Below are 12,487 nucleotides of genomic sequence, written 5' to 3'. Positions count from 1 at the left end.
CTCACTGCAAAAAGAGTGTAAGCTTAATTCAATGGATCCAAAAATCACCATTCTGGTCGTAGAAGACCACGAAGTAATGCGCTTCGGCCTCAAGAGCTTGCTCTCGAATGTCGAGGGTTTCGAAGTTGTGGGTGAAGCGAGTAACGGTAAAGAAGCGATCGAGAAGGCAAAGAAACTCAAGCCCAGAGTCATTGTCATGGATATCGTCATGCCCATGATGAACGGCATCGAAGCCAGCCACCTTCTGAAAGAAGCTGTGCCCGCTACAAAAATCATCATGTTCACGTCCTTCGAAACACAGTCTTACGTCTTTGCTGCTCTGGCAGCCGGAGCGCACGGTTACTGTCTCAAGAACGTCACGACAAACAACTTGATAGCGGCAATCAAAACCGTGGATAGCGGAGCCGCCTGGTTTGATCGCGAAATCGCAGAAATTGTTCTGAACTACATCAAGACGGGATTAGCTCAGGGCGATCTCGAAGTAAAAAAACTGACACTGTCACCAAGAGAAATCGAAGTTCTGACTTGTGTGACTGAAGGATTGACCAACAACGAAATTGCCTCTCGCCTGATGGTTAGCGTGGAGACAGTAAAAACACACCTGAAACGTATCATGGACAAGCTCGAGGTCTCAGATCGCACACAAGCTGCAGTTCAAGCACTTAAGCAAGGGCTCCTGAAATAACCCGACCCGATCACGTTTCGAGCATCTTCAAAAGCTTAACTACCCAGCTTCTTTGAGTAGGTTTCTCCGTCGATTGCGCCCGGTACTGCTCGTACTCTTCACTTTGCCTGTCAGGAATTCTGTGAGCATCGAGGAGGCGTTCGGGCATAGGTGGTGCCGGTCTAACCGAACCACATTTGGAACCGCACTCACCACAGAATTTTGCCGATGGCTCAAGTGGGGAGCCGCAAAGATGACAACCTGGAATTCTAGCCTCGAGTCGATGTCCACATTCACCGCAAAACTGGGAACCCACTTCAAGAAAAGTACCGCAACCGGTGCACCGCGGACGATGCTCCATATCAGACTCGCTGTCTTCCCAGACAGCGGAATCTTGCAACATAGCCTGATTGTTTTGAACCGGCGCAGGCGAATAGCTGTCATCATATTCGTCAAACTGATCCGATTGATATGCAGCGTCATAAGCTTCTTCAGTCGAGGAGGCTGGGTGACCAGTGCCTCGATCGTAAGATTGATGAGATTGATCGTAAGATTGCTCATACTGCCCGACCTGTTCGCCCTCAAACGACGAGTTGATACCGTCCAACTGAGCAGATCGACCGGCAAAAGCAGCATCCGAATCATCGTGAGATGAGAGCGCTTCAGCAAGAAGCTCCTCGGTGGAAAGCGGCAGAGGTGGCTCGAACATCTGGTACATTTTCTGTTGCTCGTCGGGAGCAGGCGGCACATATCCGCCCAGATCAGCGGAAATTGCTTGCTGTTGAGCCTTGCCACCTACATCGGGCGGCAAGGTGTAATCGTAAGAAGCAACTGTCTCTGTCTCCGAAAGTGTTGGCTGTATGCCAGGCTGTAAACTTGGACTTTCTACAGGTACAGGAACCTGGTTCGGATCTTTCTTTCTGCCTTTAGAGACCGGTCCGTTATGTACCACTACTCCTGGTGGCACATCACTGGTCAGACTGGAATATCTTTCAGACTCATCACTTTGAGGAGCGGGCTGAAATGACTCAGCCAGAGCCGGTTCTGCGGTCTGTGCAGGAATCGACCATGGGTAGTGTTGAGTAGATTGTGGATCTGATGACGTTTGTGTCTGAGCAGCAGGTTCGAGCGCTGGCTGAACGGGTTGAGCGGGCTGTGCCATGGGCACTTCCTGGGCAGCCGGTTGTGTCTGCGCACTCTTATCCGTCGTACCGCGCCGCTTTCCAACAGGCGGTGCACCAGTAAAGCGTTGAACTGGGTCCGGCGCGATCGCATCATGCGCAATGGAAAGATCCGCTTTGATGATTACTGTTTCGCCGGTATTAGGATCATGCGATGCTTGTTGGTTCCGTGCCGCCTGCATTTTTTGCTGAGCAGCTAACAACGCAGCTTGAGCCTGATCTGTCTCTTCCGCTCTTGCCTCTAAAGCCGACTGCATTGCGGCAGCCTGTTCAAATGAAGACACCGTGGGCGACGATACCGCTTCAGGTGCTAAAGCCACAGACTCCTTCTGTGCCGATGACTCCGGCAAGGCTCCGAGCGCCTCAGATTCTACGACAGGCTCAACAGTGTTCGACGCTCCTTCAGTCGGCTTGGCAGCTGCGCTGGCCGCTTCCGTTACAGCCTGTTGTTGTTTCGCCTTGTTCCGGCGCTGAAGCGCAGCCTGAACCGGGCCCATGCCGGCAGCAGCGTCTTGAGCGGCTTCCGCCTTGCTTTTACGACCAGGTCTCGGCGGAGGCTCCTTCTTTTCAGCAGCCTCGGCAGCAAGCAGTGAGGCTGCAATTTCTCTTTGCTGTGCCGCGTGTTGATCCAGAATCTGCTCCTGGAATGCCTTGTGAAAACCTGCTGCTGCGTTTCCGAGCGTGTGAACCGGCTTCGAAGTTGCTGCCCGTGTCACAACTTGAGAATTTACAGGCGTGTGAACAGGCGGCGCCCCGGGGCTGAAATCATCAAGAACTGAAGGATCTTGCCGAAGTCCTGGTTGTTCTGCCTGCACAGACGGTTCTCTCTGCGACTGAGCTCGCAACGCTTCTGGCTGGACTGGTTGCGGTTGTTGCTGAACGGGCTGCGGTTGTTCCTGTACTGGTTGCGGTTGTTGCTGTACTGGTTGCGGTTGTTGCTGAACGGACTGCGGTTGTTGCTGTACTGGTTGCGTTGGCTGTTGAACTGGTTGCCGCGGTTGCTGGACGGGCTGCGGCAGTTGTTGAACTGGCTGCGGCGCTTGCGATTGTGGCTGGACTGGCTGTGCCGGGGTTTGCGCCTGGACCGGCTGCGTTGACTGTTGAACTGGTTGCCGTGGTTGCTCAATCGGTTGCGGCGGTTGCTGAATCGGTTGCTGAATCGGTTGTGGTCGCGTCTGGACCGGCTGCGGTGGCTGGACTGGCTGCGGTGGTGGCTGAACCGGTTGGGGTGGTCTCTGAACGGGTTGCGGCTGGACTGTCTGTGGTTGCGGCTGGACTGGCTGTGGTTGCGGCTGGACTGGCTGCGGTTGCGGCTGGACTGGCTGTGGTTGCGGCTGGACTGGCTGCGGCTGCGGCTGGACTGGCTGCGGTTGCGGCTGGACTGGCTGCGGTTGCGGCTGGACCGGCTGTGCCGGAGTCTGCGGCTTAGCCGCTGGTTGGGACGGGGCAACTTTAGCGGGCGCGGGCGGCGGCTGAGTCACCGCCTGTGGTGCGGCAGGCGGCAAAGTCGGTGCCGGAATATGCATCGGCTGTTGCGCCATCAGTCGCGCCTCTACAAGGAATGACGATGGTTGAAGTCCAACATTGTTGAATATTGATGGAAATGACAAGTACAAGAGCTCCTTCGCACGAGTCATTCCGACATAGCAAAGGCGCCTTTCCTCCTCCAGATCCATAGCGCTGTCTGCGGGAAACAATCCTTCCGCCAATCCGACCAGAAACGACACGGCAAACTCCTTGCCCTTCGCCTCGTGCAGAGTAAGTATGTGCACCACGTGATCCGAATCAAAGCCCGCTGACGTGGAGCCCCGCGCCGGAGTTGCCGTTTGAGCCTTGACGAATTCCGCGACAGTTTTGTAATTGCGCGCCTCTTCTTCCAGTGCTGTCAATTTCCGAAGCGGTTCATAATTGACGCCAGGAGGAACTTTCACCGCCCGATAGTAATCACTCAGCCGCTGCGTCCGTTTCAGCAACGATATCGTCTCGGCTGGAGCACAATTTTCCTGATGCATCGTACGAATAATCCGCACCAGTTGAGACAGATCAAGACACGATTGCTCGGCTACAGCCTCTGAATAAATTTCAACCGCCTTCAGATAAGAAAGGTTGTTGGCCTCGGCAAAACTGGCTATTGTCGAAGACAACTTCGGGTCGACTTCTTTGACACGCAATTGACAAACGCGTTCGAACGACTCACGCGCTTTTGGTCCATCAGGATCCATTACCAATTTCAAGAAAGCCATGACGTCGCCGACTTCGTCTGGCACCAAACCCGCTTCCGGATGCGACGTAACGCAACGGATATTCCGACGCGAAAGAGCCTCCTCGATAATGATGCCGTAGCGGTGATAGCGATAGAGAACGGCTATCTCCTGCGGATTGCGACCGCTGTCAATCAAAATGGAAATCTCATCTGCGACCCATTCCGCCTCAGCTTCTTCGCTTTCCGAAAATTGCGGTCCGATGATGGCAGTCGTCGGAGCCGCTCCCCAACCGGAAGTCATGTCTTTCTGGACGCGGCGCCGACTCAAGTTCGCTATCAACTGACGCGTGTGATCAACGATTGCCGGGTGACACCGCCAATTTTTTTCCAGAATATAACAACGAGCATTCGGCATGCGTAGCGAAACGTCTGCCATCAAGCGCGGCAAGCCTCCTTTGCTCTCGTAAATGGCCTCGTCTTCATCACCTGTGAGATATAAATTGTCTTGCGGAGCCGCCAGGATACGCGCCATAAGATCACCAGCCGCAGTGGCATCCTGATACTCATCCACCAGTACGTAATCGTACTGGTTTTGATATTTTGTTCGCAAATCGACCTGATCTACAAGGGCATGAGCAGCCAGAGAAACCATGTCATCCTTATCAATGCGATTGATCTTTTGCAGCTGATCTTCATAACCCTGAAAGACTTTTGAAACCAGTTCATCGACATCGCTTTTGCTTCTCTCTTTCAAGTGCTTGGGCGTAATCAAATTGGCCTTGTACAGCGAAATCAAAGACGCAATCGTGAATTCATCAAGTTCTTCTGAGAGCTCCAGCGTAACCGGATCAAGGTCTTTTTTGTGTTTTGTCAGTAATCTCTGAATGACTTTCTGCGGATTAGACTCGACCTTCAAAGGCGGTTTTCTTTTCACGGCGCTCAAGTTTTCCTTCAAAATCTTGAGTCCAAGATCATGCCAGGAATGAAAGGAGACGCGCTGTGCCGCTTGCCGATCCGATATCGCTTCCACAGCACTCTTGAGCGACTTAACCGTATCTTGCGAATGAGATATGACAAGAATGCGATCGGGATTTATCCCCTGGGCAAGCAGATAAGCGACTCGATGAATTATGCAACTGCTCTTGCCGGTGCCCGCACCACCTTCCACCGCACATGGACCCGCACCATGAGTGATGACGAGGCGTTGAACGTCATCATCGACAGGCAGTTCAGGAACACTTGCAGCAGCTTGCCCTGAAAGCAGCCTGCCGATTGAAGAACGTTTCCTTCCCTGTGTCCACACTTCTTCCACTACGTCTACGCAGGCGTGAGTGTTGCTGATAATCTCGGCAGTCGTAAACTTCAAGACCTTCCAACCATCGCTCAGCAAAAGCAAATTCTTCTTCGCTTGCCAGGCATTGGCACCAGTTGAATCCAGACTCGTCAGAACATCACATTCAATATCAAGCTTGCGATCGCGATCGATCATAGCCATGTCGAGCATGTAGTCACCGAGGACATGCTGCGGTTGCACTGCCAGTCCACGCTCTTTCAGTGCATTCAGTAATACATGCTCTGCCTTGAGCATCGGAGGCAGTGCTTCGTCTTTCAACGTCCGATAATGAGCCAGGTCAAGAGATGTTGCTTCCATCAACCAGGCAAGCTTTTGCCATGTAACTTTGCGTCCTGCAAATTCAAAATCGTCGCAAGCGGCACCATATTTATGGAGTTCATCCAGGGTGAGCGGGCTTGTCATCAGCAAAGGCTTTCCAGCCAGTGCACGGGGATAAAAAACGTGGTGATAGAGATACCAGAGGTGGTGTGCTGTCTCTGGTGCCTCGACGTTCCGCAGAATCAAAACATCGGCACCGGTCATATCCAATTCGAACTGACTGGCCAGCGGTCTGCCAAACCTGGTGTGCTGTACGGCCTGCTCCCAGAGAAATTCACCCTGCCGGTAAAGGGCATCACCGGCGATGACAACCGGGTTGATTCCACGCGATTTTAAATTGATGATGGCTGCCTCGAGAAGCGACTCGCACTCCTCCGAGAAGTCAGTAGCAATCAGCCCCCTGGCGGATGTCTGATAAAGTCCGACACTATCCACGAACCATTGCAGCGCGTCACGACAATCCGCCGGCTGTGGCGAAGAAGTACGACTGGGTTGAGGTGCGGGTTTGTGTCCCTTGGGCGGCACAATGAAGCCTTATTGATGATGTGATGTAGCCCGGCGAAAACGCACAGACTATATTCGGAAAACTCCCAGATTTAAAGATTCTACTTGAAAACCCGTCAACAGGCTACTTGAAAGGCAAAGGGGTTGACAAGATTGGTCGAAAAATTCGTAGATTAATTTTGTAAAGTCCTAAAACAAGCCAGGGTATTTGTCCTTCAGCGATAAGTGTTATACATTCGATTTCTTGACATTTTTGGGGCAACCCGTGGAATAGTACAATGACCAGGAGTTCTTTATGCAAATAAGGAACTTTCAGGGCTCGGCCACGACCAATACTAAAACCATTGATCATGGTACAGGCGAACCTCAGAAAGGAGCAGAGTTAATGAGACAAGCACTTCTTGTCCTTGCAGCGCTATCGATGGCTTCACCAGCTTTTGCACAAGCTTGTGGAGATGAAGGACGTTACTTCCACTTGGCACCACCAAGCTACTCAATTCCTTCGGCACGCAGACATGCCATTCACAAAATGGCTGAAGCGCTTCGTTGGTATAGAGAGCACCTCGGCAATACACCAATTTGCCCAGGAGCCAACATCGCTGGCATTACCGTTACTACCACAACCACAACTGGCAAGTAATCCAACCGGATTGCAAACTTGTTAGTTTTGGTCGATGCGCTTCCAACTGGCGGCGTTGAATAGTGGGTTATCCCAAGGCAAGCCGGTCAAATTTTGATTGGCTTGCTTGATGTTTCCCACATTCACCGAATGCGCCACAAGCAAGTCAGGTTGTATCAAGAATACCCAGGGCAGCTCCTTAGCGAGAATGCCCTGAATTTCTTTGTAGACGTTTGCGCGAGCAACTTTATCGGTCACAAGCCTGCCTTCGGCAAGCAGTGACTCTATTTTTGTGTTTGCAAATTTGGAGTAATTCATGGCTCCATCCTTGCTCCAGACCAGGGAACACTCGGGGTCTGGACCTGATGAGCGGCTCCAGAGAATCGCTTCAAAATCGCCTTTTTGCAGATAACGTTGGCGCAGAGTCGAATACTCAACCACCTGCACTTCACTGGGAACATCCAGGCTTTTTAAATCATCAGACACCACTTGTGCGACGTCTTGATAATCGCGAATGGTCAGTATTCTGAAGGCCAGCAGTTGATCGTCAGACGTAGATTTCCAGTTGCGTCCGATAAATTTATATCCGGCTGCTTCCAAATTTTTGCGAGCACTTTCTAAATCGAACGGCCACAGTTTCGCTGATGCGTTGTAGGCCCAACTACCCACAGAAACGTCGCTGCGGGGAACGACAGCGAAGCCGGAATAAAGGGCGTTGGCAAGTTCGGTACGATTGATCGCCTCAGCCATCGCCTGACGTACAAGTACATTATTGAACGGTTTTTTGACCGTATTGAAACCGAGATATAACGTCCGCGAACCTGGAAATCGATCGAGTTCGATTGTGCCTCTGGCACCATCCCTGATGACTTTCCAACTGGTCGGATCAAGTGCCGCAACGTCCAGCTCACCGCGGCTCAATGCCATTGCCATAAGCGTTTTATCAGGCACCACACGCCAGACCAGCTGCTTGTAATCAGGTTTCACACCCCAGTAAAACGGATTTGGCTCGAAAACGAGTTCGAGACCAGACTCCCAGCGCAGCAATCGAAAAGGTCCACTACCAACGGGATTTCTGCTCAACGCATTTTTCCCATGATCTCTGGCGGATGTTATTTTCTCCGGCAAAATGCGCAACTCAACCAATCGAGAAAGCAGCGGAGCACTGCGTTTATTCAAATGCAGAATGAGCTTTGAGGGGCTTTGAAGTTCAATTCTCTCAATCGCCTCATAATCGCTTCTGAATGGTGACAACTTCGACTGAGCGAGCTTAAAAGACGCACTGATATCAGCAAAAGTCAGTGGAGAGCCATCACTGAATTTCACATCGGGACGCAATTCGAATGTGTACGTCAATCCATCTGGCGAAATCGCAAAAGTCTTTGCAATCGCCGGCACCACATTCAAATCCGAACCGTAGCGCACCAAGCCTTCGTAGACAAGCGTCTGAGCGTAATAAGAACCAGAATCGAGCGCCCTCAGAGGATAAAATCCCATTGGCTCCAGGGTCATACCCGCGACAATCTGGTCTTGACTGCTATGGCGCCTCGAAACAGAGCTGGAGCAGCCTGCCAGCACAACCAGAGCACAGAAAAAGTGGATTCCGCGACGACTCGCGCTTTCAGCTGCGCGTTTCACCGCCTTATTGAACTTGAGCAAAAACTATAATCCGCCGGTTCCCTGCGACACGAAATAGAAACAAGCGAGCATAACCAGCATCGCGCTGGTAACACCGAGCCAGAATCCTGCTACGAGAATCTGCCAGACAATCAGAGCTTGACGTGCGGTCAAGCTGATCATAATTCCCAGACGATTGATGATGTAGAAAACAACAGCGCCGACTGTGAAAAGCAGCGGCAAGAGCTTGATACCTGGAGGAACCGGTACCGAAACAGCCATAACCAGGCTGAGAATGCAGAGAACTACCAGGGCAATCGTCACGTAGTCGGAGAAACGTTGCTTGACGTTCTCAGCGACCGAAGCTTCATTGATGTGCTTGAGCGCCTTGAAGAAGTTGCCCATACCTGAGCCGCGTTGTATCGGCTCGGCCGCCTTTGGTGCGGCAGCGCCCTGGTTGGATTCTAAATTTGAAGCATCATCAGTGGCCACAATCAATCCTCCTGCGACTTCCTCTAATATTAGCAAGCCTCAGCTATTACCGTGGGTTCATGGCGAAAAAAGTGGAAGACGCAGACTATAAATTAGCGCAACCGTTGGTGTGGATTCTGGTCCTGCACTGGCGTGGCTTAAATTTCACACGGGCATGCCTGGATTCTGTGCAAAAGCTCACATACCAGAATTACAAGGTCCTGCTAGTTGACAACGGATCGGACGAACACGACGGTGAAAAGCTGGCGAAAGAGTTTCCCGAGGTGACGCTTCTGCGTCTAACGGAAAATTTCGGTTTTGCGGGTGGTTGCAACCGCGGCATGGAATATTGTCTCGCCAATGGAGCGGACTTTATCTGGTTGATCAACAACGATGCGAAAGTGGCTCCGGATTCGTTGGGGATTCTCGTCGAACAAGCTAAAACTGATCAAAAAGCTGGCGCACTTGGCGGAGCCGTGGTGGATTCCCTGACTGCGCAGGAAAAACACATAGAGGCCAGCCGCGGCACTATCAATTTTCGCAGCGCCAAAACAAAAGTGGTTTCGCAGCCGGTGGCAGAGCCTGTCTACTGTGATTGGTTGCATGGCTCGAACTTGTTGCTGCGCGCGACAACTCTGGGCGCAGTCGGATTATTCGACGAACGCTATTTTCTGTACTTCGAAGACACAGAGTTGTGCCACCGCATAAATCTAAAGGGCTGGAAATGTCTGTTCGTTCCAGATGCATTCATCGAGCATCTTGGATCAGCATCTACGCAAGACTCGCGCAAACACTGGCGTTCCTACTACTACATTCGCAATCGCTTTTTGTTTTTCAACACATATTTGAAAGGCGCGGCGGCCTTACCAGCAACATTCAACATGCTTACGCATGTAGCCAGACACGCGCTCGTGCTGCCGTTTCGCGGTGACGAAGGACGAAAAAAGTTGAGAGCAGAATTGCTTGGAACACGCGATTATTTCAGTCACAAGTTTGGAAGAGCTACGTGTCTGGAATGGTGCGAGCCTGGCAAGTAACCACTATTCGATGATTTGCTTGACCGAGTAGACTATCTTCTCCAAAGTGCCGCGCGAAAGCTTACCAAGTTGAGTTCTAAACCGGCTGTGGTCGACTGTTCTCACCTGGTACGCCATTGCATAGCTATCTTTGGTGCAGCCGCCTTCGGGTGCAAAAATCGCCACCAAAGCAGGTGAAAGCCGACCTGATTTCAAGTAGTGTGGCGTGCCTGTTAGTGGCACGACTATACTCAAACCCATGCGCGTGTTCATGACGTCGTTACTGAGAACAACACAAGGGCGCTCTTTGGCTTGTTCGTGCCCCTGTGTTGGATTCAAATTGACCGTCCAGACTTCGCCTCTAAGTGGCATCGTTTAAACCGTCTGAGAGGGTAGCATCCCACTCTGCGTTTTCCGCCTTGAAGGCTGAATTCAATTCCGACTCCTGGCTGAGTGCGTCAAATGATTCGCTCAAGTCTTGCAGGTAACTCTGGCGGCGAGCCTTCTCGCACAAATCATGGATCACCTCTGCAGCTACGCAACCTCGTACCTTCGCTTCTTCATTAATCCAGGCGATGTCTGCATCAAAAGCTTTGACGGTCCTTTGTGCTGTTTTTGTCTTCGCTGCTGTGACCATCTCGTCAACCTCACTCCATTATCTGTATACCATATGGTATACGCTATAGACCACAGATGTCAAGTCAACATCGTATACGCTGAGATTCTGTTGAGAAATGGGCTCATCGACCAGGAATCACGCGCGCTGACGCCTATAACTTATTTCTGCTTAGATTTCGGCGGTGATTTTAGACTAGGTTCCGACTTAGCTTTTTGGGATCGTGGAACATCAAGCGCAGCTGCTGGTGACGCTTGCAAGGCTTGCGGCTTCGGCACAACTTGCCCGGCAACTTTTTGATCTGCAGCATTTCGCGATATCGCCTCAAGCATGCTCTGACCGACAGCATCTGCCATCTTTGCCGCTGTTTCCGCCTCAAAATATTTGCCGCCCGACTCCTGGGCGATGCACTGTAGCTGCCAACCTTCTGCAGCTTTTGCCTTTTTGTCGACGCCTATCACATCGACACGCATCTTGAATCCCAGTTCGCGCAGCTTACGAATAGTGGCGCACGGATCCTTTTTGCATGTGTCTGCTCCGTCTGAAATCAGAATGATATGCCGTGTTCCTTCCAACCCCTCGAAATCGCTTGGAGCCTGACGAAGTGCGTACTCCAGCGGCGTTAAACCACTCGCTTTCAAAATCTCTGCTTTTGCCATCATCTCTCCTCGATTATGCAGTCCTATAGGCTCGAGAAGAAAGCTTTGATTACAATCCATTCCGTCGTTTCGATACTGCCGATTTCCAAAAACTCGCAATCCAATGCGCACATCAGGCGGAGTCGACTGCAAAATGTGCTTCAACGCAGCCTTTGCAGCGATCAATCGTTCATCTGGCGCGTTCTGGCTTCCATCAAAAGAGAGCTTCATAGTTGACGAGCAATCCAAAAGAACCAAGACATTTTGTGGCTCGATTTTTCGCTCGATCCCTGTCTGTAAGAGAGTTCCCGCAGTACCAGTTTCCAACTTCGTAGCGTTCGTGCCCAGATTAAGCAGAGTCGATTTCGTTCCAGTTTCTAGTAGTGTCGAATTTGTGCCTGTTTGCAAAGTTGTTGAGTTTGTGCCGGTTTGCAGAGTCGTAGAGTTTGTACCCGACTGCAGCGTAGTCGACTGCGCGCCACCCTGAATTTTTCGCGGTTGCTCTTCAGGAGGCAGCGGATTACCATACGGATCGCGACGAATATAATCTTGCGCCACTGCTGATGGTGCATCAACAAAAAAGCTCGCGCCTGATAACGCGATCAAAAATCCAGCCAGAGCCGAGAACCGTCGGAAACGTGATCCCGTGTAACTATTGCCTCTTTGTCTAAAAATCGCCATTACGCCTCAGAGATACCCCAACTCAGACTTTAACCTATCCAGAGTATGTTTGGTAGCGCAAAAACGCGAGTTATAATGTGACGATGACAAACACCGCTGCCGCGCTACATCCTACAGTCGAAGAATTTTTGCAAAAATTCGGGCTGGTCTACAAAATATTCGAATGCGACCCTGACTTCGCAGATACAGCCCAGTTCTGCGAAAAGTATGGTTTTTCAGAAGGACAGTCTGCAAATACAATCGTAGTAGCTGGAAAAGCTGACCCTCTGAAGTTTTGCGCTTGCGTCATTCTTGCAACAACTAAAGTTGATGTGAACAGAAAAGTCTGCAAACTTCTGGGTGTAAAGAAAGGCTCCTTTGCGACCGGCGACCAGACAAAAGAACTAACCGGTATGCAAATTGGCGGCGTAACACCTTTCGGTTTACCGGATATTCCAATTTACATAGACTCAGCTGTCCTCGCCGTTTCTGAGGCGATTCTAGGCGGCGGCAATCGTTCTACTAAAGTCTTGTTGGACCCCAGAGAACTGCTGAAAATTCCTCATGTTGAGGTAATTGAAAGCCTTGGTATTCCAAAAAATTAGAGATGTGATGGCGTCAAGAGC

The 12,487-nt window shown here is 51.2% G+C and carries 10 protein-coding genes; 4 read left to right on the top strand and 6 right to left on the bottom strand.

What is annotated here, in order from left to right; translation table 11 throughout:
- The first annotated feature begins 31 nt into the window (after positions 1–31).
- Positions 32–685: a response regulator transcription factor gene (locus tag EKK48_29635; GenBank protein RTL35326.1), complete on the top strand. Its 654-nt coding sequence runs from the start codon at positions 32–34 to the stop codon at positions 683–685.
- A 10-nt stretch (positions 686–695) separates the two neighbouring features.
- Here EKK48_29635 and EKK48_29630 read toward each other — a convergent pair whose 3' ends face one another.
- A complete protein-coding gene (locus tag EKK48_29630; GenBank protein ID RTL35325.1) occupies positions 696–6,155 on the bottom strand; it encodes a DUF559 domain-containing protein in 5,460 nt (1,819 codons plus the stop codon).
- A gap of 454 nt (positions 6,156–6,609) precedes the next feature.
- Here EKK48_29630 and EKK48_29625 point away from each other — a divergent pair, with 454 nt between their 5' ends.
- Positions 6,610–6,864, top strand: a complete 255-nt coding sequence (locus EKK48_29625) for a hypothetical protein (protein RTL35324.1) — start codon at positions 6,610–6,612, stop codon at positions 6,862–6,864.
- 21 nt (positions 6,865–6,885) lie between these two features.
- Here EKK48_29625 and EKK48_29620 read toward each other — a convergent pair whose 3' ends face one another.
- Together EKK48_29620 and EKK48_29615 are read right to left on the bottom strand one after the other, a co-directional pair.
- Complete coding sequence (locus EKK48_29620) at positions 6,886–8,502, bottom strand: ABC transporter substrate-binding protein (GenBank protein ID RTL35323.1); 1,617 nt, start codon at positions 8,500–8,502, stop codon at positions 6,886–6,888.
- 3 nt (positions 8,503–8,505) lie between these two features.
- A complete protein-coding gene (locus tag EKK48_29615) occupies positions 8,506–8,952 on the bottom strand; it encodes a hypothetical protein (GenBank protein ID RTL35322.1) in 447 nt (148 codons plus the stop codon).
- A gap of 59 nt (positions 8,953–9,011) precedes the next feature.
- On the opposite strand from EKK48_29615, the gene EKK48_29610 reads away from it, so the two are divergent.
- The gene (locus EKK48_29610; GenBank protein RTL35321.1) at positions 9,012–9,968 is read left to right on the top strand and encodes a glycosyltransferase family 2 protein; all 957 of its coding nucleotides are present in this window, start codon (positions 9,012–9,014) and stop codon (positions 9,966–9,968) included.
- 3 nt (positions 9,969–9,971) lie between these two features.
- Here EKK48_29610 and EKK48_29605 read toward each other — a convergent pair whose 3' ends face one another.
- The 3 genes from EKK48_29605 to EKK48_29595 form a co-directional block, all read right to left on the bottom strand.
- Positions 9,972–10,319 (bottom strand): type II toxin-antitoxin system PemK/MazF family toxin, encoded by a 348-nt coding sequence (locus EKK48_29605; GenBank protein RTL35320.1) that lies wholly within the window; start codon positions 10,317–10,319, stop codon positions 9,972–9,974.
- Positions 10,309–10,584, bottom strand: coding sequence for a hypothetical protein (locus tag EKK48_29600; GenBank protein ID RTL35319.1), 276 nt, complete (start codon positions 10,582–10,584; stop codon positions 10,309–10,311). The genes EKK48_29605 and EKK48_29600 overlap by 11 nt, the downstream gene beginning before the upstream one ends.
- Positions 10,585–10,724: 140 nt before the next feature.
- On the bottom strand, positions 10,725–11,882 hold the full coding sequence (locus EKK48_29595; GenBank protein RTL35318.1) for a VWA domain-containing protein: 1,158 nt from the start codon (positions 11,880–11,882) through the stop codon (positions 10,725–10,727).
- Between the two features lie 83 nt (positions 11,883–11,965).
- On the opposite strand from EKK48_29595, the gene EKK48_29590 reads away from it, so the two are divergent.
- Positions 11,966–12,466: a hypothetical protein gene (locus EKK48_29590; GenBank protein RTL35342.1), complete on the top strand. Its 501-nt coding sequence runs from the start codon at positions 11,966–11,968 to the stop codon at positions 12,464–12,466.
- The last annotated feature ends 21 nt before the right edge of the window (positions 12,467–12,487 follow it).

The organism is Candidatus Melainabacteria bacterium, assembly GCA_003963305.1.
Taxonomy (GTDB): Bacteria; Cyanobacteriota; Vampirovibrionia; order Obscuribacterales; family Obscuribacteraceae; genus PALSA-1081.
Note: the sequence above shows the minus strand (reverse complement) of the source record. Positions and strands in the feature narration are given on the sequence as shown.

Coding starts and splice junctions, on each gene's coding strand:
- EKK48_29635 (RTL35326.1), top strand. CDS start 32: ATGGATCCAAAAATCACCATTCTGGTCGTAGAAGACCACGAAGTAATG.
- EKK48_29625 (RTL35324.1), top strand. CDS start 6,610: ATGAGACAAGCACTTCTTGTCCTTGCAGCGCTATCGATGGCTTCACCA.
- EKK48_29610 (RTL35321.1), top strand. CDS start 9,012: ATGGCGAAAAAAGTGGAAGACGCAGACTATAAATTAGCGCAACCGTTG.
- EKK48_29605 (RTL35320.1), bottom strand. CDS start 10,319: ATGCCACTTAGAGGCGAAGTCTGGACGGTCAATTTGAATCCAACACAG.
- EKK48_29600 (RTL35319.1), bottom strand. CDS start 10,584: ATGGTCACAGCAGCGAAGACAAAAACAGCACAAAGGACCGTCAAAGCT.
- EKK48_29595 (RTL35318.1), bottom strand. CDS start 11,882: ATGGCGATTTTTAGACAAAGAGGCAATAGTTACACGGGATCACGTTTC.
- EKK48_29590 (RTL35342.1), top strand. CDS start 11,966: ATGACAAACACCGCTGCCGCGCTACATCCTACAGTCGAAGAATTTTTG.